Below are 24,509 nucleotides of genomic sequence, written 5' to 3'. Positions count from 1 at the left end.
CTCGGGGGCATGGACACCGGACCCCTCGCCATCCACCGCCACGGTCCCGAGACCGGCGTGCCGCTCGTGCTCCTCCACGGCTTCCCGCTCGACTCGCGGATGTGGGACGACGTCGTCGACCACCTGGGCGACCTGCCCGTGGTCCTCCTCGACGCACCCGGCTTCGGCGCCTCGCCGTCGCCCGCGGAGGTCGCTGCCGCGCTCGGGCGCGAGCCGGACCCGACGCTCGACACCGTGGCAGATGCCGTAGCCGAGACGCTGCGCTCGATGGAGGTCGAGCGCGCCGTCGTCGCCGGGCTGTCGATGGGCGGCTACATCCTCCTCGCGCTCGCCGAGCGGCACCGCGGGCTGCTCGCCGCCGTCGGGCTGCTCGACACGAAGGTCGACAGCGACCCCGACGAGGCGCACGCGAACCGGCTGAGGGTCGCCGAGGAGGCGGAGCGCACCGGGTCCGCCGCGGTCGCCGGGATGGTCGACACGGTCCTCGGGGAGACGACGCTCACCGAGCGGCCCGAGGTCGTGGCCCGCATGCGGGAGTGGCTGAGCGAGGCGCCGGGGGAGGGCATCGCCTGGGCGCAGCGGGCGATGGCGGCCCGCCCCACCCGGATCAGCGCGCTCGAGGACCTCGAGGTGCCGGCGCTCGTCCTGCGCGGCGCCGAGGACGGGATGAGCCCGCAGGCCGCGGCCGAGACGATGTCGCGCGCTCTCGGCGGGCCGGTGGAGCTCGTCGTCGTGCCCCGGGTGGGGCACATGAGCGCGGTCGAGGACCCCGAGGCCGTGGCCGAGGCCCTGCGCGCCCTGCACGCCGCCGGGCTGGCCGCCGAGCGGGTCTGAGGGCTCGCGCGGGTCGGAGGACGGCTTACCGGCTCAGGCGTCCGGCGCGGTGTCCTGCGCGTCGCGCCAGCCCGGCAGGAGGCGCTCGAGGGCGACGGGCAGGTCGAGCGACTCCCCGTCCTTGCCGCCGGCGCCGAGCACGAGCGGGGGCGGGGTGGGGCGCAGCGTGACGCCGGTGAGCCGGTCGCGCAGCCCGAGCGGCGCGGTGAGGACGTAGAACTCGCCGTCGGTGCTCATGCCCGCGGCGCGGTCGGCGCGCAGGTACCAGCCGGTGACGTCGCTGCGGGCGCTGCCCTTCCCGCCGTAGCCGCGGACCTGGAGCCGCTCGGGCGGGAGCCGGTCACGGGCGACGGCGGCGAACTCCCGCAGGAGGCGCGCGGCGTGGTCGTGCTCTGCCTGGCGGCGCCGCTCGAGCATGTCCGCGTGGGCCTCGGCCGCTTCCCGGCGCTGGCGCGCCCAGTCCTGCTCGCTCACCCGTCCAGCCTACGGCGCCCCGGTGCGTGCACGATCCAGCGCTCGCGGGGAAGCTACTCGGAGGAGCGGGCGGCGTCCTCGTCCTGGGTGCGGCCGTGGGACAGTCGCAGCGCCCGGCCGCGCTCGACGTCCTCCTGCTGCTGCTCGGCCTTCTTGTCCGACGCCTTGGTGTCCCGCGGCGGCAGCTGGATGTGCTCCTCGGCCGCGATCCCGCCCTGGAGCTGGCGGGCGCGCTCGAGCTCGGCGTCGAACTCCGCGCCGAAGAGCAGCGCGAGGTTCATGATCCACAGCCACAGGAGGAAGACGATGACGCCGGCGAGGGCGCCGTACGTCTCGTTGTAGCTGCCGAACTGCGAGACGTAGATGCCCAGCGCGAGGGTGGCGAGCGCGGCGACGACGATCGCGATGACCGCGCCGATGCTGATCCAGCGGAGCTTGGGCTGCTTGACGTTCGGGGTGGCGTAGTAGAGCAGCGCGATGACGACGACGACGATGACGAGGAGCACCGGCCACTTGGCGATGTTCCACACGGTCACCGCTGTGGAGCCCAGCCCCACGACGTCGCCGACCGCCTGCGCGACCGGCCCGGTGACGACGAGGATGACGACCGCGAGGGCGACGAGGAGCAGGAGGACGAGGGTGAGCAGGTAGGTCAACGGCCGCAGCTTCCAGATCGGGCGGCCCTCGGGCACCTCGTAGATCCGGTTCATCGCCTTGGCGAACGCGGTGACGTAGTTCGACGCCGTCCACAGCGCGACGAGCAGGCCGATGATCAGGCCGATGCCGGGCGCGCCGACGTTCGTGATGTTCTCGATGACCGGCTCGACCTGCTTGAACGTGTCCTCGGGCAGGGTGTCCTCGAGCAGGGTGGTGACCTGGCTCGTGCCCTGCGACCCCTGGCCGACGAGGGAGAGGATGGAGGCGAGCGCGATGAGCGCGGGGAAGATCGACAGGACGGCGTAGTACGTGAGTCCGGCGGCGAGCGTCGTGCAGTCGTCCTTGAGGAACTCGCGGACCGACTTGCGCAGCACGTAGGTCCAGGACGGCTTGCGGATGTCGGCGGGGGAGTCGGGCTTGCGCGGGTGGTCGGGCCGGGTGTGGTCGTCGCTCGTCATGGTCGCTCCTGCGGTGGCGGTGTTCCATTGCAGCGTGGGGGCAGCAGCCGGGCCGTGCAACCGGGGGAGTGTCCTACGGTGTGGGCATGGCAGGTCCTCTCCACGTCCGTCCCGCACGCCCCGACGACGCCGATGCGCTCGCCGACCTCGAGACCCGCGCGAGGCGCGAGGCGGAGGGCAGCGAGGAGGTCGGCGCCCCGCAGGACGCGGTGCAGCGGTGGCGCGACCGGCTCTCCGACCCGGGCGGGAGCATGACGTGGGTCGGGGTCGTGCGCGCGACGGGTGAGCCCGTCGGCATCGCGACCGCCGAGGCGACCGGACCGGGCGACCTGCGCCCGCTGCGGCTCCTGTCGCTCCACGTCGAGCCGCAGTGGCGGGGACAGGGCCTGGGCCAGGTCCTGCTCGACCACGCCGTCGGCGACGCCCCCTGCTACCTGTGGGTGGGGCAGGACGACGCCCGAGCCCAGCGCTTCTACGGGCGCAACGGCTTCGCGCCCGACGGCGCCCGGCGCGAGGAGCGCGCCGGGCCCGAGCTACGCCTGGTCCGCTGAGGCGAGGGCCGCTCAGCGGCGCTGCTTGGTGTTCTTCCCGGGCTGGTCGTCCCGCACGGCCGGGAGCACGGACGTGTCGCCGGACACCGCCTCCATGACCTCGGTGCGCGCACCCTCCGCCTCAGCGGCGGGCGGCTCCTCGCCGGGGGTGTCCGCTGCGGGCTCCTCGACGGGCGTCTCGGCGAGGACCTCGTCCTCGGCGACGACCTCGTCGATCTCGACGACGGTGCCGTCCTCGTCAACGACGACGGTCTCCTCCTCGACGACGACGTCATCCTCGACGAGGTTCTCCTCGAGGGCGGTGCCCTCGTCCTCGTCGGTGAGCACGTCCTCGACCGCGACCTCCGCCGCGGCGGCGAGGACGTCAGGGTCCGGTGCGCCCGGCTGCTCGTCGACGGCGGGCTCCGTGACAGCGGCCTGCTCCGTGACGGCGTCCTCCGCGGCCGCAGGCTGCTCCGCGGCACCGAACGCCGGGGCCGCGTGCGTCGTGAGCAGCCCGCGCAGCTCGGTGAGGTAGCGGGTGATGTCCTCGCGCTGACGGGCGAGGTCGGCGATCTCCGCCTGCAGGGTGTCGCGCTCGGCGCGGGCGGCGTCGGTCGTCTCGCGCAGGACGCGGTCCGCCTCGGCCTGGGCGTCGGCGACGAGCCGGTCGGCCTCGGCGCCCGCCTCGGCGAGCCGCTGGGCGGCCCCGGCGTCGGCGTCGGCCACGACGGTCCGCGTGCGCTCGAGGGACTCCGCCAGCCGGGCCTCGGCTGCCGCGGCGCGGCGCTCGGTCTCCTCGGCCAGCGCGGTCGTCGCCGCCCGTGCCTGCGCGTGGGCCTCGGCCGCGGCGCGCTCGGTCTCCTCGGTGAGGGTCGCGGCGTCGAGCTCGGCCCGGTGCCGCACGCGCTCGGCCTCGGCGCGGGCCTCCTCCAGGGCGGTCTGCGCCTCCTGGTGCAGGCGGGTGGCCTCCCCGCGCAGGCGGGTGGCCTCCTCCTCGGCCGCGGTACGCAGCTCGAGCACCTCGCGCTCGGCCGTGGCCCGGGTGAGCCCGAGCTCGCGGTCGAGGTCCGCGCGCCGGTGCTGCTCCTCGTCGCGGACGACCTCCCGGACGCGGGCGGCCTCACGCTCGGCGGACAGGACGATCTCCTCCGCGGTGCGCTGGGCCACCTCGATGGTCGACCCGGCCGACCGCTCCGCCTCGACGAGGGTGTCCTCAGCCTGGCGCCGGGCGGCTGCCACGCGGGAGGCGGCCTCGGCCTCGGCGTGCTCGGTGAGCTCGGCGGCACGCTGCTCGGCGTCGGCGAGGGCCTGGGCCGCCTGGGCGCGCGCCCGGTCGACGACCCCGGCCGACTGCTCCTCGGCGGAGCGGAGCAGCTGCTCGATCCGCGAGCCCAGCCCGGCGTAGGTCGGCTGCTCGCGCTCGCGCAGCTCGTGCTGCGCCTCGGAGAGCTCGCCCGACAGGCGCATGACCCGCTCGTCGAGCGCCGAGACCTGCTGGCGGGCGGTGTCGAGCGCGGCCTCGAGGGCGTGGACCCGCTGGTCCACCTGCGCACGGTCGTACCCCCGCATGACCACGGGGAAGGCGGGGTGGTCCTCGGTCATCTGTCCTCCTGCTCGCGCTGTCCTGCAGCGGCCAGCGTAACCGGCCCACCTGGGGGCCGCGCCCGGCGGTACAGGTCCCCTCCGCGATCGGCGCAGGTCGATCACAACTCGGTAACGCGCTGTCCACGGTGGCGTCGTATCCTGGGATGTCGCCATCCCCGCTCTGAGGACACCCCAACCCGTGACCCGTCGCAGACTGCCCCTGCTGCTCTCCGCCGCCGGCCTCGTCATCATCCTCGTGGCCGTCATCGCCGCGGTCGTGGTGCGTTCCACCGACACCGCGACCCTGTCGCTCGGCGAGCGCCCGGACGTCCCGGTGGTCATCACCGAGCCCGGCGTGCTCGACGCCGTCGACCCGGAGGTGACGATCCGTGCCACCGCGGGGGACGACGAGCAGGTCGTCCTCGCCATCGGCCGCACCTCAGAGGTCGAGGCCTGGCTCGGGGACGCCCCGCACGCCCGCATCACCGGTCTGTCCTCGTGGGAGGAGCTGACGGTCGAGGTCGTCCCCAGCAGCGAGCCCACCGACGCCGCCACGGGCGAGGCGACCGCAGAACCGACCGACGGCGCCACTGCCGAGGAGGGGGCGCAGGACGCCGGGGTGCCCGACCCCGCAGGCTCCGACCTCTGGCTCGCCGAGAGCGTGGGCACCGGCAGCGCCGAGCTCACCTGGACCGACAGCCCCGGCCGGTGGAGCCTCGTCGCGGCGACCGACGGCACCGGCCCCGCCCCCGAGATCGAGCTCGAGTGGGGCCGCCGGGTGAGCACCCCGTGGCTCGTCCCCGGCATCGTCCTCGGTGGCCTCGCGCTCGTCGCCGGCCTCGCCATGCTCGTCCTGGAGGTCCTCGCCAAGCGCGAGCAGCGCCGGCGGGAGGACGCCCGTGCACGCCAGGCCGCCGCCGGCGACGACGGCAGCTACCGGAGCATCAGCGACACCGACCCCGGCACCGGGGAGCGCCTCACCCGCCGCCAGATCCGCGAGCTCGAGCAGCGGATGGCCGAGGAGGAGCGTCTCCTGCGGACGGGCGAGCCGCCCGTCCCCCTCGCCCCCGGACACGACGCGGCCGAGCACCCGCAGGACGGCCCGGCCGACGAGCAGACGCCCACGGCCCAGGACACGGACGCCGGGGAGCCCACCGGCCCGGTGGACGAGCAGCCGGCGGACGAGGCCGACAACGCCGCCGCCGAGCCGGCCGCCGCCGAGCCGGCCGACGCCGAGCCGGCCGACGACGAGCCCGCCGAGGGAGAGCCCGATGCCGACGAGCCGGACGGTGACGAGCCCGACGACGAACCCCCCGCCACCCTGAGCTGGCGCTCGGTGTGGGGCTTCGGCAGCCAGGGCACCACCGCGCCGCCCGCCGACGACACCAGCGACCCCGAGGACCCCCACCCCGTCGACGACCAGGACTCCGACGGAGAGGAGAAGCGATGACCACCCACCACTCGCGACGCGTGCGACTGTCGGCCGGCCTGGCCGGCGTGGCACTCCTCCTCGCCGGCTGCGGCGGGGACGTCCCCCAGCCGCAGCCCGACCCCTCCTCGAGCACGCCGCTGCCGGTGCTGGACGAGGACCGGATCGAGCGGGTGCTCGACGAGGTCGAGGCGACGATCGAGGAGGGGGACGCCGCCCTCGACGCCGACATCCTCGCCGAGCGTCTCACCGGCCCGGCCCTGTCCATGCGCGAGGCCGAGTACCGCCTCGCCGAGGCGTCCGACGGGCAGCGCACCCCGACGCCGCTGACGACGAACAGCCAGGTCGAGGTCGTGGCGGCCACCGACGAGTGGCCCCGCTCGCTGTACGTCGTGTCCCACGTGCCAGACGACGCGAACCTCCCGCTGCTGCTCGTGCTCACCCAGGAGGACGCGCGCAGCCAGTACAAGCTGTGGTTCTGGACCTCGCTCCTGCCCGGCGCGCAGACCCCGAGCACCGCGCGCCCCGACGCCGGCAGCCCGCCGCTCGCGCCGGACGCCGGTGGCCTGCTCGCCAGCCCGGAGGAGACGGTCGAGCTCTACGCCGGACTCCTCGGGGACCCGGACGGCGAGGGCGCGGACCTCTTCGCCGAGGACCCCTTCCGCACGAGCTACGCCGACATGATCGAGGCGCTGCGCTCGACCGTCGAGGTGGCCGGTGAGGTCCGCGAGCGCTACGGCGTGCGGGAGAACACCGTGTCGGCGATCGAGACGGCGGACGGCGGCGCGCTCGTCGTCGGTGTCATCGACAGCCGGCTGTTCCTCGGCAAGACGGTCGAGGGGGCGACCCTCGAGGCCGGCGGGGACATCGGCCTCCTCATGGCGCAGGACCCCCGGATCGACGACGCCGCCGAGGCGCACTACCTCATCCCGGTCGCCTTCTCGGTGCCGCCGGAGGGCAGTGAGGAGCTCATCTCCGTGCTCGGGGCGGCGCAGATCCTCGCGAACGTCGCGGTGAGCGAGGGCTAGCACGGCGTCGGAGGGTAACGTCCTGTCCCAGGACCTCACCGCAACCGAAGGAACGTGATGAGCCAGCCCTCCCTCAACCTGCACGGCGCCGTCGACCTGTCCGCGCTCGCCCGTCCCGCCCAGCCGGCCGGGGCACCGGGCGGCGCGGCCGGTGAGGCCGCGGACGCGCCGCTCGTCTCCGACGTCACCGAGGCGACGTTCCAGCAGACGGTCGAGCTGTCGATGCGGGTGCCCGTCGTCGTGGAGGTCTTCGCCTCCTACGCGCAGGGCCCCTCGGCCACGCTCGCCGAGCTGGCCGCCGAGTACGGCGGGCGGTTCCACCTCGCCCGCGTCGACGTCGAGACCAGCCCGCAGATCGCCCAGGTCTTCCAGGTCCAGGCCGTCCCGACCGTCGTCGCCATCGTCCGCGGCCAGCCGATCCCGCTCTACCAGGGGGACCACCCCGTGGAGCAGGTCCGCCAGGTGATCGACGAGGTGCTGCGCGTCGCCGCCCAGGCCGGGGTCACCGGCACGGTGAGCGGGGCCGCCCCGGAGGAGGGCGAGGCCGAGCCGGCCGAGCCGCCGCTGCCGCCGCTGCACGCCGAGGCGCTCGAGGCCATCGAGCGCGAGGACTACACCGCCGCCGCGGACGCCTACCGGCGTGCGCTCAAGGAGAACCCGGGCGACCACGAGGCCAGCGCCGCGCTCGCCCAGGTCGAGCTCATCATGCGCACGTCGGCGGCCGGTGGCCTGGAGGCGGTCACCGCCGCCCAGGACGCGCCGCCCACCGACGTCGCCGCGCACCTGGCGGCCGCGGACGCCGAGATGGCCGCCGGGCAGTACCCGGCCGCCTTCGACCGGCTGCTCGCCGTCGTGCGCGCGACGGCGGGGGAGGACCGGGAGGCGGCCCGGGTGCGCCTCGTGGAGTACTTCGACATCCTCGGCTCCGACCCTGCCGTCACCGCCGCCCGCCGAGCCCTCGCCTCCGCCCTGTACTGACAGCCCGCCCCCCGCTCCCCGGCGGGGCACCCCACAACCGCCGAGAGCTGGATCGTGCACCGTGCACGATCCAGCTCTCGGCGGTCAGGGGCGGGGCGCCCGGGACTGCTCCGCGGGGTTACTCCGCCGGGGTGAGGAAGAGGGCGCCGAGCGGGGGCACGCGCAGGCGGGCCGAGGCCGGCCGGCCGTTCCACGGCAGCTCCTCGGCGTGGACGACGCCGAGGTTGCCCACGCCCGAGCCGCCGTACTCCTCGCCGTCGGTGTTGAGCAGCTCGACCCAGGCGCCTGCCTGCGGCAGGCCGACCCGGTAGCCCTCGTGCGGCACGCCGGCGAAGTTGATGACGCACGCGACGTCGCGGCCGCGCCCGGTCGGGTCGGTGCGCAGGTAGCTGATGACGTTGTGGTCGCCGTCGCCCGCCTCGATCCACTGGAACCCGGCGGGGGTGAAGTCGTCGGCGAACAGCGCGGGGTGCGCCTGGTAGACGTCGTTGAGCCGGCGGACGAGGTCCGCGATGCCCGCGTGCGCCGGGTTGTCGAGCAGGTACCAGTCCAGGCCGCGGGCCTCGGCCCACTCCTCCTCCTGGGCGAACTCCCCGCCCATGAAGAGCAGCTGCTTGCCCGGGTGGGACCACTGGTAGGCGAGCAGCGAGCGCACCCCGGCGAGCTGCTGCCAGCGGTCGCCGGGCATCTTGCGCAGGAGCGAGCCCTTGCCGTGGACGACCTCGTCGTGGCTCAGCGGCAGCACGAACTGCTCGGAGAACGCGTAGACGAGGGAGAAGGTGAGCTCCCCGTGGTGGTAGCGCCGGTTGATCGGCTCCTCTGCGAGGTACTGCAGGGTGTCGTTCATCCAGCCCATGTTCCACTTGAGCCCGAAGCCCAGGCCGCCGTGGCTCGTCGGCGCGCTCACGCCCGGCCACGCGGTGGACTCCTCGGCGATCATGACGATGCCGGGCACGCGCCGGTAGGCGGTCGCGTTGGTCTCCTGGAGGAAGCTGATCGCGTCGAGGTTCTCCCGCCCGCCGTGCTCGTTGGGCCGCCACTGGCCGGGCTCGCGCGAGTAGTCGAGGTAGAGCATCGAGGCGACGGCGTCGACCCGCAGGCCGTCGATGTGGAACTCCTCGAGCCAGTACAGGGCGTTGGCGACGAGGAAGTTGCGCACCTCGCGGCGCCCGTAGTTGAAGATCAGCGTGCCCCAGTCGGGGTGCTCGCCGCGCAGCGGGTCCGGGTCCTCGTACAGCGCGGTGCCGTCGAACCGGGCCAGCGCCCAGGAGTCCTTGGGGAAGTGGGCCGGGACCCAGTCCATGATGACGCCGATGCCGGCCTGGTGGAACGCGTCGACGAGGTAGCGGAAGTCGTCCGGGCCGCCGAGCCGCGAGGTCGGGGCGTAGTAGGAGGTCACCTGGTAGCCCCACGACCCGCCGAACGGGTGCTCGGCCACGGGCATGAACTCCACGTGGGTGAACCCGAGCCCGGCGACGTAGTCGACGAGGTCGACGGCGAGGTCGCGGTAGCTCAGGCCGGGACGCCAGGAGGCCAGGTGGACCTCGTAGACGCTCATCGGGCCCTGGTGCGGGTCGGTCGCGGCGCGCCGCTCCAGCCACTGCGCGTCGCCCCACTCGTACTGCGACTCGGTGACGACCGACGCCGTCGCCGGGGGGTGCTCGGTGGCGCGGGCCATCGGGTCGGCCTTCTCGTGCCACGACCCGTCGCGGTGCTGGATCTCGAACTTGTAGCGGGCGCCGGACGAGACGCCGGGAACGAAGATCTCCCACACACCCGAGGAGCCGAGCGAGCGCATCGCCGTCTGACGCCCGTCCCAGGAGTTGAAGTCGCCCTTGACCCGCACGGCCCGCGCGTTGGGGGCCCAGACGGCGAAGGACGTGCCGGTGACCTCGCCGAGCGGGGAGAGGTAGCGGCGCACGTGTGCGCCGAGCACGGTCCACAGCTCCTCGTGCCGGCCCTCGGCGATGAGGTGGAGGTCGAGGTCGCCCAGGGTGGGCAGGAACCGGTAGGGGTCGTCGGTGAGGTGGGTGTCGGGGCCGTAGCGGACCTCGACCCGGTAGTCGGGCACGTGGGAGCCGGGCAGGGTGGTCACCCAGATTCCCTCGTACTCGTGGTCGAAGGACTGGCGGCCCTCCGGGGTGACGAGGACGACGGCGTCGGCGAGCGGGCGCAGGACGCGGATCGTCACGCCGTCCTCGCCGACGTGGCCGCCGAGCACGTCGTGGGGCTGATGGTGCAGGCCGGTGCTCACCGCGCGGAGCACCCCGCTGTCGACCGGCAGGGGGGCCGGTCGCGGGGGCTGCGGCGTGGGCACGCCGGGGGCATGCACGGGTCGCTCGTCGTTCTTCGTCATGTTCTCCACTCTTCCATCAGGGCCCTGGTCCCGCCGCGTGAATCCTAGGTGGTGGCGCCGAGCAGCCGCCGGACCGCCGTGAGGGGGATCGGCAGCCAGTCGGGCCGGTTGCGCACCTCGTAGACCGCCTCGTACAGCGCCTTGTCCAGCTCGAGGGCAGCCAGCAGCTCGGCGTGCTCGCGCGGGTCGTGGCCGGTCTCACGGGCGTACCCGTCCAGGAAGTCCGCCCGGGCGGCGGACACCCACTCCTCGGCGACGTCGGCGCCGTGCTGGCGGCGCGCGGCACCGGCCGCGTAGTCGAGCGAGCGCAGCATGCCGGCGACGTCGCGCAGGGCGAGGTCCGGGGCGGTGCGCTCGGGCACCGGCCGCAGCGGCTCGCCCTCGAAGTCGAGCAGCAGCCAGCCGCGCCCGGGTGCCTCGATGACCTGGCCGAGGTGGAGGTCGCCGTGGATGCGCTGGAGGGCGGGCCACGGGGCCGCCTCGGCGCGGGCGTAGACGGCGCCGACAGCCTCGCGCAGCTCCTCGAGGTCGGGCACCGCGAGCAGCGCGGCGGTCGTCCGGTCGTCCCACGTCGAGCGCAGCCGGGTGCGTACCGGCGCGGTCGCCTCGTGGACGGGGAACGCGGCCGCGAGGTCGCGGTGGACGGAGGCGACGGCGGCACCGAGGTCGCCCGCGGCGAACCGCTGGCCGGCGACGGCGGCCCGGACGGCGACCCGCCAGGCGTCCTCGACGCCCGGGAGGAACTCCTGGGCGAAGGCGAGGTGACCCTGCTGCTCCTCCCCGGAGGGACCGGTCCACGTGCAGGAGAGATCACCGAGCGGGGCCGGCACCCGGGTGCTGCCGGCGTCGGCCAGCGCCTCCTGGACGACGACGTCGGGGTTGCGTCCCTGGCCGATGACGCGGAAGACCTTGCAGATGACCGGCGGGCCGTCCTCGCCCTCGAGGATGATCGAGGTGTTCGACTGCTCCCCGGTGAGCACGCGCACCTGCTCGCCGCGGGTGTGGGCGCCCATCGCGCCGGGACCCCCGGCGCGATGGCCGGTCGCGTGGCCGTGGGCGGCCCCGGCGTCGGAGTCCACCGCCCGCTCCTCGACGATGGTGTCGAGCAGGACGCGGGCACCGACCGGGTCGTGGCACGCGTCGTAGACCCACCGCCGGCCGAGCTCGGAGTGCTCCGCCTCGGCCACGAGCGCGTGCTCGAGCCCGGGCACCGGCGCGCCGCGGTAGGTGAGCGGCACCTGGTAGAGCACCGGCTCGGGCCCGGAGTCGTCGCGCAGCAGCCACGTGTCGATGCCGACCTCGCCGTCGGGGTCCTGGTAGCGCAGCCCTCCGACGCGCCGCAGCTGCGGTGCGTTCCCCTTGGCGGTGTACCAGCGCTGCCGGGCGACCCACTCGGGGAGGAACTGGTCGAAGGACGGCGTCATCGTCGCCATCAGGTCCCCCTGGGCGGGGCCGGCGGCAGCTGGGCGGCGACGGTGACCGGCTCGGGGGCCTCGGCCGGCTCGGCCGACGGCGCGGTGGCCGGGTCCACCGGCGCGGCGGGCAGCGCCGCCTGCTCCAGACGCAGCCAGAAGAAGTCGCGCGAGCCGAGGGTGATCGTCACCGAGCCGGAGGGGTCGACATCGGGGAAGACGGCGCCGCCGAAGATGTCGGTGAGTCGCCGCCCGCCGAACCCGGGGGCCTCGATGCGCGCGGCCCGCGGGGTGTTGGCGAGGTTCATGACGCACAGCAGCGCCTCGTCCTCGTTCTGCCGCAGGTAGGCGAGGACCGCGTCGTTGTCGGTGTCCAGGACGCGGAAGGACCCCGTGCCGAACACCGGGTGCTTGCGCCGCACCTCGAGGATGCCGCGGACCCAGTGGAGCAGGGAGGTCGGTGTCGCGTACTGCGCCTCGACGTTGACCGCCTGGTAGTGGTTGACGAGCGACTGGACGAGCGGCAGGTAGAGCTTGCCCGGGTCGGCGGTGGAGAACCCGGCGTTGCGGTCGGGGGACCACTGCATCGGCGTGCGGACCGCGTCGCGGTCGGGCAGCCAGATGTTGTCGCCCATCCCGATCTCGTCGCCGTAGTAGAGGTACGGGCTGCCGGGCAGGGACAGGAGCAGCGCGTGCGCGAGCTCGATCTCCTTGCGGGAGTTGCCCAGCAGCGGCGAGAGCCGGCGCCGGATGCCGACGTTGGCCCGCATCCGCGGGTCCTCGGCGTACCAGCCGTACATCGCCGCGCGCTCCTCGGTGGAGACCATCTCGAGGGTGAGCTCGTCGTGGTTGCGCAGGAACGTCGCCCACTGCGCGCCCTGCGGGATGTCGGGGGTGTCGGCGAGGATGTCGCGGATCGCGTGGGAGCGCTGCTCGCGAAGCGCGTAGAAGATACGCGGCATCACGGGGAAGTGGAAGCACATGTGGCACTCGGGGGACTCGTCGGTGCCGTAGTACTCCACGACGTCCTCGGGCCACTGGTTGGCCTCGGCGAGGATGACGGTGCCCGGGAACTCCCGGTCGACCATCGCCCGCACCTCACGGATGAACTCGTGGGTGCGGGGCAGGTTCTCGCAGTTCGTGCCCTCCTCCTCGAAGAGGTAGGGCACGGCGTCGAGCCGGAAGCCGTCCACGCCCAGCCGGCACCAGAACCGCACGACGTCGTGCATCGCCTCGACGACCTTGGGGTTCTCGAAGTTGAGGTCGGGCTGGTGGGAGAAGAACCGGTGCCAGTAGTACTGACGCCGCACCGGGTCGAAGGACCAGTTCGACGTCTCGGTGTCGACGAAGATGATCCGGGCGTCGGAGTACTTCGTGTTGTCGTCGCTCCACACGTAGAAGTCGCCGTAGGGCCCGTCGGGCATGGAGCGGGAGGCCTGGAACCACGGGTGCTGGTCGCTCGTGTGGTTCATGACGAGGTCGATGATGACCCGCAGGCCGCGGGCGTGGGCCTCGACGAGCAGCTCCTGGAAGTCCTCGATGCTCCCGTACTCGGAGGCCACGGCCGTGTAGTCCGAGACGTCGTACCCGCCGTCGCGCAGCGGCGAGGGGTAGAACGGCGGGATCCACAGGCAGTCGACGCCGAGCCACTGGAGGTAGTCGAGACGGTCGATGAGGCCGCGCAGGTCACCCGTGCCCGAGCCGTCGGAGTCGCCGAAGGCGCGCAGGAGCACCTCGTAGAACACCGCGGTGCGGTACCAGTCCGGGTCGGGCGTGAGTCCGGGGCGCTCGCCCTGTCCCAGGCGCGGGATCGGGTCGGTGCGGGCGGCCAGCGAGCGTGCGGGGTTCGTGGGGCTCACAGCGGCTTCACCGCCAGCACGTGCGCGCAGTTGTGGTTCGGGTCGAGTCGGACGTAGGGGGTGCGGCCCCAGAGGAAGGTCTGCCCGGAGAGCTCGTCGCGCGCCGTGAGGAGCGGGGTGCCGGGGTCGCTGCCCTGGGAGGGCTCGGGCAGGCCGAGCGCGGACAGGTCGAGCTCGATGGTGCCCTCCCGCGTGCTGAACGGGTCGAGGTTGAGGACGACGACGACCGTGTCGTCCTGGCCCGTGGGGGACAGGTGGGCGGGCAGGTGCCGCGAGAAGCAGATCGTCGCGTCGTCGGAGGTCGGGTGGACCGTGAGGCCGCGCAGCCGCTGGAGGGCCGGGTGGCCCCGGCGGATCCCGTTGAGGGCGGTGAGGAGCGCGGCGATGCCGGTCTCCTGCGCGCGGGCCCAGTCACGCGGCTTGAACTCGTACTTCTCGTTGTCGATCTGCTCCTCGGCGCCGGGGCGGGCCACGTTCTCGACGAGCTCGTAGCCGGAGTAGATCCCCCACGTCGGCGAGCCGGTGGCGGCGAGCACCGCGCGGATGGCGAAGGCGGCGGCCCCTCCGGTCTGCATGTAGGGCGTGAGGATGTCGTGCGTCGTCGGCCAGAAGCTCGGGCGCAGGACGTCGGAGGTCTCGTTCGACACCTCCAGGAGGTAGGACCCGACCTCCTTCTTCGTCGTGCGCCAGGTGAAGTACGTGTAGGACTGGTGGAAGCCGATCGCCGCGAGGGTGCGCATCATCGCCGGCCGGGTGAACGCCTCGGACAGGAAGACGACCTCGGGGTGGGAGGCGCGCACGTCGGTGAGGATGCGCTCCCAGAAGCTCAGCGGCTTGGTGTGCGGGTTGTCCACGCGGAAGGCGGTGACGCCGTGGTCGATCCACACCTGGAGCATGTCCCGCACGGCCTGGTAGATGCCCTCGGGGTCGTTGTCGAAGTTCAGCGGGTAGATGTCCTGGTACTTCTTCGGCGGGTTCTCCGCGTAGGCGATCGTCCCGTCGGCGCGCCGGGTGAACCACTCGGGGTGCTCGGTGACCCAGGGGTGGTCGGGGGAGGCCTGCAGCGCGATGTCGAGGGCCACCTCCATCCCGAGCGAGCGCGCGCGGGCGACGAACGCGTCGAAGTCGGCGAAGGTGCCGAGCTCGGGGTGGATGGCGTCGTGGCCGCCCTCGGGGGCGCCGATGCCGTAGGGCGAGCCCGGGTCCCCGGGCTCGGCGGTGAGGGTGTTGTTGCGGCCCTTGCGGTTCGTCGTGCCGATCGGGTGGACCGGGGTGAGGTAGACGACGTCGAAGCCCATCTCGGCGATCGCCGGCAGCCGCTCGGCGGCGGTGCGCAGCGTCCCGGAGACCCAGCTGCCGGACTCCTGGTCGAAGTACGCCCCCTCGGAGCGGGGGAAGAACTCGTACCAGGAGCCGGTGAGGGCGAGCGGGCGGTCGACGCGCAGCCGGTAGGTGGCGCTGGGCGTCACGTACTCGCGCACGGGGTGGGCGGCGAGCACCGCGCGCACCTCCGGGGAGGTGCCCGCCACCAGCCGTGCCGGGGCGGGGCGGCTCGCGTCGCGCAGGCCGGCGACGGCGTCGGTGAGGACGGCGACGTCCCCGGGGGGCAGGTCCGCCCGCGCGGCCGCCCGCTCGAGGAGCAGCGCGCCCTCGGTGAGCATGAGCTCGACGTCGACGCCGGCGTCGACCTTGAGCGGCGCGTCGTGCAGCCACGTGCCGTACGGGTCGGACCAGCCCTCGACGCGGAAGGACCAGTCGCCCTCGCTGTCGGGGACCAGCCAGGCCTCCATGTGGTCCAGGCCGGGGTCGACCGGGGTCATCGTCACGGCGGTGTGGTCCGTGCCGTCGGGGCGGACGAGCACGGCGGTGGCCGCGACGGCGTCGTGCCCCTCGCGGAAGACGGTCGCCCGGACGCGGACGGCCTCCCCGCTCACGGCCTTCGCGGGCCAGCGGCCCCCCTCGACGACGGGGGAGACCTCGATGACGGGGATGCGGCCGATGGGCGTCGGGGACGCCGGGCGGGGTGGCTCGCCGGAAGCCGCGAGCGGGCTCGGGGCCGGCGACGGACGGGAGGGTGTCGTGCGTGCTGGGCTCACGGCACGAACCTATCGACGCGACGGGCCGAGGTCGACCGCAGCACCGGCGAGCGGCCGCCGGCGGCCCGTTTGTCCCGGTTCGAGGCGTGCGGGCGACCCGTCCTGCAACGGAACCGTAAGCGCATGAAAATTTTCCGGCCGTTCGGTCTACACTCGCAAAGGTGAGAGCAATCCGCCGATTCACCGTCCGCACGGTCCTTCCCGAGCCCCTCGCTCCGCTGGACACCCTCGCCCAGAACCTGCGGTTCTCGTGGCACGAGCCCACCCGGGCGCTCTTCGAGTCGCTCGACCCAGAACGGTGGGCGGAGGTGCATGGTGACCCGATCAAGCTCCTCGGCGCGCTCGGCAAGACGCGCCTGGAGGAGCTCGCGCGGGACGAGGCGCTCGTCGCCCGGGTCCGGGAGCTCGACGCCGACCTGCGCGACTACCTCGAGCAGCCCCGCTGGTTCCAGCAGTACGACGCCCCCGACAAGCCCGACGCCATCGCCTACTTCTCCGCGGAGTTCGGCATCACCGCCGTCCTGCCGCAGTACTCCGGTGGCCTGGGCATCCTCGCCGGCGACCACCTGAAGTCCGCCTCCGACCTCGGGGTGCCGATCATCGGCGTCGGCCTGCTCTACGGCGCCGGGTACTTCAAGCAGTCCCTCACCCGCGAGGGCTGGCAGCACGAGACCTACCCGCTGCTCGACCCGGACAACCTCCCGCTCACGCTGCTGCGCGAGGCCGACGGCACCCCGGCCCGGGTGAGCCTGTCGCTGCCCGGCGGCCGGCAGCTGCACGCCCAGGTGTGGCGGGCCGACGTCGGCCGCGTGCCCCTCCTCCTCCTCGACTCCAACGTCACCGAGAACGACGACGTGACCCGCAAGGTCACCGACCGCCTCTACGGCGGCTCCGCGGAGCACCGGCTCAAGCAGGAGCTCCTCCTCGGCATGGGCGGTGTCAAGGCACTGCGCCTGCACGCCCGCCTCACCGGTGGCCCGACGCCGCAGGTCTACCACGCCAACGAGGGCCACGCCGGCTTCCTCGCCATCGAGCGCATCCGTGAGCTCGTCACCGCCGAGGGCCTGAGCTTCGAGGCGGCCCTCGAGGCCGTCCGCGCCGGCACCGTCTTCACCACCCACACCCCGGTCCCCGCCGGCATCGACCGCTTCTCCCGCGACCTCGTCCGCGAGTACTTCAGCGGCTCGGCCGAGCTGCCCGGCGTGCCGGTCGACAAGATCCTCGCCCTCGGCACCGAGGACTTCGAGGGCGGGGACCTGTCGGTCTACAACATGGCCGTCATGGGCCTGCGTACCGCACGCCTGGCCAACGGCGTGGCCAAGCTGCACGGCCAGGTCTCCCGCGGCATGTTCCACCAGCTGTGGCCCGGCTTCGACGTCAGCGAGGTGCCGATCACCTCGATCACCAACGGCGTGCACGGCCCGACGTGGACCGACCCGGCCTTCACAGCGATGGCCGAGTCCCACCTCACCCCCGAGCAGATCGCCGGCGGCGAGGGATGGCTGCTGCCGGCCGAGCAGGGCGGCGTCCCCGACGCCGAGCTGTGGGCCACGCGCCGCACGCTGCGCGCTGCGCTCGTGAGGTCCGCGCGCCGCCGCGTGCGCAAGTCGTGGCTCGACCGGGGCGCCTCGCCCGCCGAGCTCGGCTGGGTCGACGACGTCCTGGACCCCGACGTCCTCACCATCGGCTTCGCCCGCCGCGTGCCGACCTACAAGCGGCTCACGCTCATGCTCTCGGACCCCGAGCGCCTGCGGAAGCTGCTCACTGACCCCGAGCGGCCGATCCAGATCCTCGTCGCCGGCAAGTCCCACCCCGCCGACGAGCAGGGCATCGGGCTCATCCAGAAGCTCGTGAGCTTCGCCGACGAGGAGGGCGTGCGCGACCGGATCGTCTTCCTGCCGAACTACGACATCGAGATGGCCCAGACCCTCATGCCGGGCTGTGACGTGTGGCTGAACAACCCGCTGCGCCCGCTCGAGGCGTCCGGCACCTCCGGCATGAAGTGCGCGCTCAACGGCGCGCTCAACCTCTCGATCCTCGACGGCTGGTGGGACGAGTGGTTCGACGGCCGCAACGGCTGGGCGATCCCCACGGCCGACGGCGTGGAGGACCACCAGCGCCGCGACGCGCTCGAGGCCGCCGCGCTCTACGAGCTCCTCGAGGACACCGTCGTGCCGCGGTTCTACGACCGTGACGAGAACGGCATCCCGCAGCACTGGCTCGAGATGGTCCGCCACACCCTCGCCACGCTCGGCCCGAAGGTGCAGGCCACCCGCATGGTCCGCGAGTACGTCGAGCGGCTCTACACGCCGGTCGCCGGCTCCTACCGCACCCTCAACGGTGCCGGCTACGCGGGTGCGACCGCCCTGGCCGAGTGGAAGGCGCGGGTGCGCGAGGCGTGGCACGGCGTCCGCGTCGACCACGTCGAGTCCACGGGCGTGGCGGACGTCGTCAAGGTCGGTGACGTCGTCGGCGTCAGCGCCTACGTCACCCTCGGCGGCCTGCGCCCGCAGGACGTCGAGGTCCAGCTCGTCACCGGGCGGGTGGACGAGGACGACACGCTCGTCGACGTCGCCACCCGGCCGCTCCAGCTGGTCGAGACCTACGAGGGTGGCCGCTACGGCTACCACGGCGAGGTCGAGCTCGAGTTCTCCGGCTCGTTCGGATACTCGGTGCGCATCGTGCCGGTGCACGAGCTCATCGCCGGCACCGCCGAGCTCGCGCTGGTGAGCGCCGCCCAGGCCTAGGCCCGGCTCCCCGACGCCCCCGTCCGCCTCGTGCGGGCGGGGGCGTCGTGGCGTTCAGGGGCGTTCAGGGGGTGGCCGTGCGCAGCGCCCGGTCGGCGAGCGGCTCGTCGAGCACGACCGTGCGGCGGGTGAGGCGCGCGACGTCCTCGCACGCGCCGTCGGTGCCCGGCTCGTCCTGCACGACCCGCGCGATGAGCACGACGACGTCGGCGCCGGCCTCGACGTCCACGCCCTGCAGCCGCTCGCACCCGCCGACCTCGACGGCGACGGTGGCCGTGCGGCCGTCGGTGGACACGGCGAGGACCTCGCTCGGTGCGACGCCGACGGGCTGCCCGCCGGTGAACTCGGCGTAGATGCCGGCGGCGACGAGCACGAGGGTGAGCACGCCGACCAGCGTGAGGCTGCTCGCCCGCACGCGGTCGCGGGCCTCACCGCTGAGGTGCTCCATCGCGCCATTGTCCGCCGGGCAGGGCGGGGGCGCGCGGGGTCAGGGGAGCAGCCCGCGGGCGGTGGCCTCCCGGACGGCGCCGCGCCACCCCGGGACGGCGAGCTTGCGGTAGATGGCCCGCTGGTGGGTCTTGACGGTGTTGACCGACAGGACGAGGGAGTCGGCGATCTCCTGGCGCGACAGGCCGACCGCGAGGTACGCGAGGATCTCCTGCTCGCGCGGGGTGAGCGCCTCGGCGGGCTCCTGGCGCTCGTGCTCCCCGGCGTCCAGGACCCGGCGCACGGTCTCCCCGTGCGCCGTGCCCCACGCCAGGTGCTTCGTGAGGAGCCGGCGGCCCGCCTCCCCGGCAGGCAGCAACGGCAGCACGGCACCGTCCGCGGCGGCGTCGACGAGGGCCTCCTCGAGGGTGGCGTGGGCCAGCCCGGGATCACCACCCTGGTCGGCGAGCAGCGCCTCGGTGAGGGCGCGCCGGATGCGCACGACCACGCCCGCGGGCCGCGGGCCGAGCCGGTCGAGCGCCTCGCGGGCCGGCCCGCGGCTGCCGGCCTCGGCGAACGCCGTCGCCACCCAGGCGAGGGCGACGGGCCCGTCCGCCGGGGCCGGACGGGCGGCGCCCACCGACAGGGACTCACCGACGAGGTCGAGCACCGTGAGGAGCTCGTGCCACAGGCGCGGCAGCTCGCCGCCGCCGGAGCGCACGTCCTCGAGCCGTCGCGCCGCCCCGGGCACGCCGTCCACGAGGTCGGCGGTGGCCCGCAGGGCGTGGGCGAGGTGCCGGACCGGGGCGTAGCGGGCGTGCCGCGGGCCGGCCGGCAGCTCCTCGAGCAGGGCGGCGACGTCGCGGGTGCGCCCTTGCCACAGCGCGACGACCGCCCGGGCGAGGTGGGCCGGGGCGAGAGCCACGGTGTGCGCGGCCCCGGCAGCGGTCGCCGTCTCGAGCGCGGTGCTCGCCGTGCTGTCGGCAGCCCTCACGACGCCGAGGACGGCGAGCTGGAGGGAGCGGTGCGCGCGGCAGGCCGAGGCGAGCACCGGCAGGCCGGCGTCGGCGGCGAGGACGGACGCCTCGTGGAGGAGGTCCGCGGCCCGGTCCGGCTCGGTCTGGCGCTCGAGGGCGACGCACCCGAGGGTGAACAGGAGGAAGGCGCGCGTGGCCCCGGCCTCACCCACGGTCCCCACGTGCTCGCGCACGACGGGCTCGGCGCGCGCGAGCTCCGCGGCCTCGGTGGTGGTGAGGAGGACGGCCACCGCGGTCGCGACGCGCAGCGGCAGCGTCGACCCCGGGGCGAGGACAGGACCGCGGACGAGGGCGTCGACGACGTCGCGGGCGAAGGCGAGGTCGGGGGCCTCCTGGGCGGCGAGCCTCTCGGAGAGGCGAAGGAGGGCGTCGGCGTGCTCGGTGAGCAGGACGTCGGGCCAGCGGCGGGCGAGCACGGAGCCGGCGAGCCCGGGGTCGTGCCCCTGGAGCGCGTGCTCGGCGGCCGCGAGCGGGTCCGCCGGGGCCTGGCGCAGGGCCACGCGGCGGTGGAGCAGGGAGGACAGCGCGGGCTCACGCCGGGCGGCCACCGACCGGCAGTGGGCCGCGAAGAGCGGGTTCCAGCGGTAGCCCTCGCCGTCAGGGGTGAGCGGCAGGCCGTTCGCCGCGCACTGCTGCAGCATCGTCGCGCCGCCGGGGGCGAGGACGTCGGCGAGGGCGGGGGTGATGGCGTCGTCGGTCGTCGCGCGCAGGACGAAGGTGGCGAGCGAGGGCTCCAGCGGACGCAGGACCTCCTCGAGGAAGTAGTCCCCGATGTCGATGTCGGCGGCGCGCAGCGCGCGCAGCTGGGTGGAGACCTCCCGGGTGCGGTCGACCGCGAGGAGCCCCAGGCGCACGGCGACCGGCCAGCCGCCGGTGAGGGACACGAGCTGCTGGGCGGCAGCGCGGTCGACGCCGGCGATGCCCCACGCCGCGGTCAGCACCTGGACCTCCTCGGCGGTGTAGGCGAGGTCGGCGGCGCCGAGGACGGTGAGCTCGCCGGCCACGCGCAGCCGGTGGGCCGTGGCGGGAGGCGGACGGCGGGTGGCGAGCACGAGCCGCACCCCCTCGAGCGCGTGGGCGGCCCGCCGCACGGCCTCGGGCGCGTACTCGTCGGCGTCGTCGAGCACGACGACGCCGTTGCGCCGCGCCGCACGGACCGCGCCGCGCCACCGGGCCGACGGGCGCCCACCTGCGGCCTCCACGTCCGGCCCCGGCTCGTCGAGGAGCGCGGCCATGTGCTCCGGGCCGGCGACCACCGCTCCGGACACGCGGGTCCAGTGCTGCAGGAGGGTGGTCTTGCCGTAACCCGCCGGCGCGGAGATGACGGTGACGCGGTGGCGGGCGACGGAGTCCTGGAGCGCGGTCAGGCACCGCTGGCGGACGACGCCGTCGCGCGGCAGTCCGTCGCGTGCCCTCCTGTGCTCGACCTGCGCGACCATGGCAAACCCCGACCCCCGGCGCCCGAACGGGCGTATGGATCGGAGTCTAGGAGCCCGGGTGGGACCCGGCCACGGGAGGGGATCTCATCCCCGGCGGGTGATGCCCCGCCTCACCCCGCTCCGCAGACTCGGCCTCAGGTGCCGGAAGGGTGCCAGGACAGGAAGGAAGGGCAGCATGGCGACTCTGAGCGTGTGGAAGTTCGACACCCCGGACGGAGCGAGGGAGGCGGAGGAGCTCCTCCTCTCCCTCCAGAAGCAGGGCCTCGTCACGCTGGACGATGCGGCGGTCGTGTACTGGGAGCCCGGCAAGCGGGCACCCAAGACCCGGCAGATGCACAACCTGGCGGCGGTCGGTGCCCTGGGCGGGACCTTCTGGGGTGTGCTCTTCGGTCTGCTCTTCTTCGTGCCCATCCTCGGGGCCGCCGTCGGTGCCGCGGCGGGGGCGGTCGGTGGCGCGCTGACCGACGTCGGCATCGACGACGACTTCATCCGGTCCGTGCGGGACACCATCACCGAGGGCACCTCGGCGCTGTTCCTCCTCACCGAGTCCGTCGTCATCGACAAGACGAAGGAGGCGTTCGCGGAGAAGGGCCTGCGTCCGGAGCTCGTGCACACCAACCTCAGCGACGCGGAGGAGCGCCAGCTGCGGGAGATCTTCGCGGAGTGAGCTCCGCGGAGGGCTAACGGGGGGCGTGCGGGCCCGTCTCGGCGTCGGCTGAGGTGGGCCCGCACGGTCATGTCACGAGCGTCGGCCGAGGTAGGCGCGCATGGTCAGCGGCTCCATGGTCGTCACGGAGCCCGGGGCCAGGACCTGCGGCTCGCCGGCCGAGGGGCGCTCCCACGCCGAGTCCCACACGAGGGCGTAGTCCGTGCCGGCCCCCTGGGGCAGGGTGACGTCCTGGGCGGCGAGGGAGCCGTTGAGGACGAGGAGCAGGTCGCAGTCCCCGACGGCGTGCCCGGAGCGCAGCATCTGGAGCACCCGGGCCCGGGACTCGTGCCAGGCGGCGGAGTCCATCCGCTCGGCGTCGGCACGGAACCACGCGAGGTCGGCGATGAGGTCGCCCTCGGCGGTCCGGCCGGTCGCGAAGTGCGCCGGGCGTAGCACCGGGTGCTCACGGCGCAGGCGCAGGAGGTGGCGGGTGGTCGCGAGCAGGTCCTCCTGCCAGGGCTCCAGCTGCCAGTCCACCCAGGAGATCTCGTTGTCCTGGCAGTAGCCGTTGTTGTTGCCCAGCTGGCTGCGGCCGAGCTCGTCGCCCGCCGTGATCATCGGGGTGCCGGCGGACAGGAGCAGGGTGCCGAGGAGGTTGCGCACGCTGCGCCGCCGACGGAGGAGGATGTCCGGGCCGCGCTCGTGGACCGTGGGGGTGCGCCCCGCCCGCCGGGCCGCGTCCCCCGGGCCGCCACGCTCGTCGCCCGGGGCCACCGGTCCCTCGACGCCGTGGTTCCACGAGCGGTTGTCGTGGGTGCCGTCGCGGTTGTCCTCGCCGTTGGCCTCGTTGTGCTTGTGGTCGTAGGTGACGAGGTCGGCGGCGGTGAAGCCGTCGTGCGCCGTCACGTAGTTGATGCTCGCGAGCGGGCCGCGCCCGCCCGGCAGCGGGCCGTGGGCGAAGAGGTCCGCCGAGCCGGCGAGCCGGGTGGCGAGGTCGCGCAGGTCCCCACCGGTCCCGCCGGCCGCGCCGGTCGCGGGGTCGCTGAGCCAGAACGTGCGCACGGCGTCGCGGAAGCGGTCGTTCCAGTCCGCCATCGGGGCGGGGAACTGGCCGGTGCGCCACCCGCCCGGGCCGACGTCCCACGGCTCGGCGATGAGCTTGGTCCGCGAGAGCACCGGGTCGGTGGCGAGGGCGACGAGGAGCGGGTGCTCGGGGGTGAACTCCGTGCCGTGCCGCCCGAGCGTCGTCGCGAGGTCGAAGCGGAAGCCGTCGACGCCGATCCGCTCGGTCCAGTAGCGCAGGGAGTCCAGCGTCATCTGCATGACCCGCACGCGGCGGAAGTCCAGGGAGTTGCCGCAGCCGGTGACGTCGACGAGGCGGGCCGGCCGGCCGTCGTCGTGCAGGTAGTACTGGGTGTTGTCCAGGCCGCGCCACGACAGGGACGGCCCGCCGTCGCCGCCCTCGGCGGTGTGGTTGTAGACGACGTCGAGGATGACCTCGAGGCCCGCCTCGTGGAGCAGGTGCACCATGCCGCGGACCTCCTCGAGGACGGCGGCGGGCCCCTGCGCCTGGGCGGCGGCGGTGGCGTAGCGCGGCTCGGCGGCGAAGAAGCCGAGGGTGTTGTAGCCCCAGTAGTTGCTCAGCCCGCGCTCGAGGAGGAACGGCTCGTCGTTCGACGCGTGGATCGGCAGCAGCTCGACCGCCGTGACGCCCAGCTCGCGCAGGTGCGCGATGGTCGCCGGGTGGGCCAGGCCCGCGTACGTGCCACGCAGGTGCTCGGGCACGCCGGGCAGCCGCTCGGTGAGCCCGCGCACGTGCGCCTCGTAGACGACGGTGCGCTCCCACGGGGTGTGCGGCCGGGCATCGGCCGGGACGACCGGCGGCTCCGCCACGACGACCCCGTGACGCACGTGGCCGGCGGAGTCGAGCGTGCTCGGCTCGAGGCCGGGCAGGGGGGTGAGGTGCTCGTCGACGGCGTGGCCGTAGACCTCGGGCGCGAGCTCGAAGCCGCCCGTGACGGCGCGTGCGTACGGGTCCAGGAGCAGCTTGGCCGGGTTGTGCCGCAGGCCGGCTGCCGGGTCCCAGCGGCCGTGGACGCGGAAGCCGTACCGCTGCCCGGCGCCGACGCCGGGCACGTGGCCCTGCCACACGCCGTGCTCGGTGCGGTGCAGCGCGAGGCGGCGCTCGCTGAAGCCCGTGGGGGAGGAGCGGTCCTCCTCGAGCAGGCACAGGTCGACGGCGGTCGCGTGCGACGCGAACACCGCGACGTCCAGTCCGCCGCCGTACAGGTGCGCCCCGAGTGCGGGGGCACGACCGGCGACCCGCTCGGCGGCGATGGCAGCGGGGGTCGTGCAAACGGATGAAGCGGTCATGCTCATGGTGATCCATTCTCGCACCACGTGGAGGTCGGTAAGTCACGGCGCCGAGTGACAAGAGCCCCGCGCCGCACCGCTCAGGTCCTCGCGGCACCCGCCGATCGTCGGGTGGAAGGGCTGCGGGATCGGCGCCGGGC

17 protein-coding genes are annotated in these 24,509 nt (G+C 74.3%); 7 read left to right on the top strand and 10 right to left on the bottom strand.

Annotation, left to right across the window (positions count from 1 at the left end; translation table 11 throughout):
- Positions 1–9: 9 nt before the first annotated feature.
- Entirely contained in the window at positions 10–834 is an 825-nt protein-coding gene (locus tag FE251_RS12140) for an alpha/beta hydrolase (protein WP_139072979.1), read from the top strand.
- A gap of 33 nt (positions 835–867) precedes the next feature.
- Here the strand turns inward: FE251_RS12140 and FE251_RS12135 are convergent, their stop codons facing one another.
- The gene (locus FE251_RS12135) at positions 868–1,308 is read right to left on the bottom strand and encodes a hypothetical protein (RefSeq protein WP_139948930.1); all 441 of its coding nucleotides are present in this window, start codon (positions 1,306–1,308) and stop codon (positions 868–870) included.
- Positions 1,309–1,361: 53 nt separating this feature from the next.
- The gene (locus FE251_RS12130; RefSeq protein ID WP_139072981.1) at positions 1,362–2,423 is read right to left on the bottom strand and encodes a YihY/virulence factor BrkB family protein; all 1,062 of its coding nucleotides are present in this window, start codon (positions 2,421–2,423) and stop codon (positions 1,362–1,364) included.
- A gap of 86 nt (positions 2,424–2,509) precedes the next feature.
- Between FE251_RS12130 and FE251_RS12125 the strand changes: the two genes are divergently transcribed.
- Complete coding sequence (locus FE251_RS12125; RefSeq protein ID WP_139948929.1) at positions 2,510–2,974, top strand: GNAT family N-acetyltransferase; 465 nt, start codon at positions 2,510–2,512, stop codon at positions 2,972–2,974.
- 12 nt (positions 2,975–2,986) lie between these two features.
- Here the strand turns inward: FE251_RS12125 and FE251_RS12120 are convergent, their stop codons facing one another.
- Positions 2,987–4,558, bottom strand: coding sequence for a coiled-coil domain-containing protein (locus FE251_RS12120; RefSeq protein ID WP_139948928.1), 1,572 nt, complete (start codon positions 4,556–4,558; stop codon positions 2,987–2,989).
- A gap of 181 nt (positions 4,559–4,739) precedes the next feature.
- Between FE251_RS12120 and FE251_RS12115 the strand changes: the two genes are divergently transcribed.
- Genes FE251_RS12115 through FE251_RS12105 form a run of 3 tightly spaced genes read left to right on the top strand, consistent with a single transcriptional unit; the run spans position 4,740 to position 7,975 of the window.
- Positions 4,740–5,990, top strand: coding sequence for a hypothetical protein (locus FE251_RS12115; RefSeq protein ID WP_139948927.1), 1,251 nt, complete (start codon positions 4,740–4,742; stop codon positions 5,988–5,990).
- Positions 5,987–6,997 carry a hypothetical protein gene (locus FE251_RS12110; RefSeq protein WP_139948926.1) on the top strand — a complete coding sequence of 337 codons (1,011 nt, stop codon included), beginning with the start codon at positions 5,987–5,989 and terminating at the stop codon, positions 6,995–6,997. The genes FE251_RS12115 and FE251_RS12110 overlap by 4 nt, the downstream gene beginning before the upstream one ends.
- A gap of 57 nt (positions 6,998–7,054) precedes the next feature.
- A complete protein-coding gene (locus tag FE251_RS12105) occupies positions 7,055–7,975 on the top strand; it encodes a tetratricopeptide repeat protein (RefSeq protein WP_139948925.1) in 921 nt (306 codons plus the stop codon).
- A 118-nt stretch (positions 7,976–8,093) separates the two neighbouring features.
- Here the strand turns inward: FE251_RS12105 and glgB are convergent, their stop codons facing one another.
- The 4 genes from glgB to FE251_RS12085 are packed head-to-tail and all read right to left on the bottom strand — an operon-like array spanning position 8,094 to position 15,698.
- On the bottom strand, positions 8,094–10,331 hold the full coding sequence (gene glgB / locus FE251_RS12100; protein ID WP_139071485.1) for a 1,4-alpha-glucan branching protein GlgB: 2,238 nt from the start codon (positions 10,329–10,331) through the stop codon (positions 8,094–8,096).
- A gap of 44 nt (positions 10,332–10,375) precedes the next feature.
- Entirely contained in the window at positions 10,376–11,764 is a 1,389-nt protein-coding gene (locus tag FE251_RS12095) for a maltokinase N-terminal cap-like domain-containing protein (RefSeq protein WP_139948924.1), read from the bottom strand.
- On the bottom strand, positions 11,764–13,575 hold the full coding sequence (gene treS / locus FE251_RS12090) for a maltose alpha-D-glucosyltransferase (protein ID WP_139949336.1): 1,812 nt from the start codon (positions 13,573–13,575) through the stop codon (positions 11,764–11,766). The genes FE251_RS12095 and treS overlap by 1 nt, the downstream gene beginning before the upstream one ends.
- A 23-nt stretch (positions 13,576–13,598) precedes the next feature.
- Positions 13,599–15,698 (bottom strand): alpha-1,4-glucan--maltose-1-phosphate maltosyltransferase, encoded by a 2,100-nt coding sequence (locus tag FE251_RS12085; RefSeq protein WP_139071483.1) that lies wholly within the window; start codon positions 15,696–15,698, stop codon positions 13,599–13,601.
- A 161-nt stretch (positions 15,699–15,859) separates the two neighbouring features.
- On the opposite strand from FE251_RS12085, the gene glgP reads away from it, so the two are divergent.
- The gene (gene glgP, locus FE251_RS12080) at positions 15,860–18,445 is read left to right on the top strand and encodes an alpha-glucan family phosphorylase (RefSeq protein WP_139948923.1); all 2,586 of its coding nucleotides are present in this window, start codon (positions 15,860–15,862) and stop codon (positions 18,443–18,445) included.
- A 64-nt stretch (positions 18,446–18,509) separates the two neighbouring features.
- Here glgP and FE251_RS12075 read toward each other — a convergent pair whose 3' ends face one another.
- Positions 18,510–18,893, bottom strand: a complete 384-nt coding sequence (locus FE251_RS12075) for a hypothetical protein (RefSeq protein WP_139948922.1) — start codon at positions 18,891–18,893, stop codon at positions 18,510–18,512.
- A gap of 39 nt (positions 18,894–18,932) precedes the next feature.
- Positions 18,933–21,347 (bottom strand): LuxR C-terminal-related transcriptional regulator, encoded by a 2,415-nt coding sequence (locus FE251_RS12070; protein WP_139071481.1) that lies wholly within the window; start codon positions 21,345–21,347, stop codon positions 18,933–18,935.
- Positions 21,348–21,522: 175 nt separating this feature from the next.
- On the opposite strand from FE251_RS12070, the gene FE251_RS12065 reads away from it, so the two are divergent.
- A complete protein-coding gene (locus FE251_RS12065) occupies positions 21,523–22,014 on the top strand; it encodes a DUF1269 domain-containing protein (RefSeq protein WP_139071480.1) in 492 nt (163 codons plus the stop codon).
- A 72-nt stretch (positions 22,015–22,086) separates the two neighbouring features.
- On the opposite strand, the gene glgX is transcribed toward FE251_RS12065, so the two are convergent.
- A complete protein-coding gene (glgX, locus tag FE251_RS12060; protein ID WP_139948921.1) occupies positions 22,087–24,375 on the bottom strand; it encodes a glycogen debranching protein GlgX in 2,289 nt (762 codons plus the stop codon).
- Positions 24,376–24,509: the final 134 nt, after the last annotated feature.

The organism is Georgenia wutianyii, from assembly GCF_006349365.1.
GTDB lineage: Bacteria > Actinomycetota > Actinomycetes > Actinomycetales > Actinomycetaceae > Oceanitalea > Oceanitalea wutianyii.
Note: the sequence above shows the minus strand (reverse complement) of the source record. Positions and strands in the feature narration are given on the sequence as shown.

Excerpts from the sequence above, each read along its gene's own strand:
- glgB (WP_139071485.1), bottom strand. The coding sequence starts at position 10,331 with ATGACGAAGAACGACGAGCGACCCGTGCATGCCCCCGGCGTGCCCACG.
- FE251_RS12070 (WP_139071481.1), bottom strand. The coding sequence starts at position 21,347 with ATGGTCGCGCAGGTCGAGCACAGGAGGGCACGCGACGGACTGCCGCGC.
- FE251_RS12130 (WP_139072981.1), bottom strand. The coding sequence starts at position 2,423 with ATGACGAGCGACGACCACACCCGGCCCGACCACCCGCGCAAGCCCGAC.
- FE251_RS12110 (WP_139948926.1), top strand. The coding sequence starts at position 5,987 with ATGACCACCCACCACTCGCGACGCGTGCGACTGTCGGCCGGCCTGGCC.
- FE251_RS12105 (WP_139948925.1), top strand. The coding sequence starts at position 7,055 with ATGAGCCAGCCCTCCCTCAACCTGCACGGCGCCGTCGACCTGTCCGCG.
- FE251_RS12075 (WP_139948922.1), bottom strand. The coding sequence starts at position 18,893 with ATGGAGCACCTCAGCGGTGAGGCCCGCGACCGCGTGCGGGCGAGCAGC.
- glgX (WP_139948921.1), bottom strand. The coding sequence starts at position 24,375 with ATGAGCATGACCGCTTCATCCGTTTGCACGACCCCCGCTGCCATCGCC.
- FE251_RS12065 (WP_139071480.1), top strand. The coding sequence starts at position 21,523 with ATGGCGACTCTGAGCGTGTGGAAGTTCGACACCCCGGACGGAGCGAGG.
- FE251_RS12140 (WP_139072979.1), top strand. The coding sequence starts at position 10 with ATGGACACCGGACCCCTCGCCATCCACCGCCACGGTCCCGAGACCGGC.
- FE251_RS12125 (WP_139948929.1), top strand. The coding sequence starts at position 2,510 with ATGGCAGGTCCTCTCCACGTCCGTCCCGCACGCCCCGACGACGCCGAT.
- FE251_RS12120 (WP_139948928.1), bottom strand. The coding sequence starts at position 4,558 with ATGACCGAGGACCACCCCGCCTTCCCCGTGGTCATGCGGGGGTACGAC.
- FE251_RS12095 (WP_139948924.1), bottom strand. The coding sequence starts at position 11,764 with ATGGCGACGATGACGCCGTCCTTCGACCAGTTCCTCCCCGAGTGGGTC.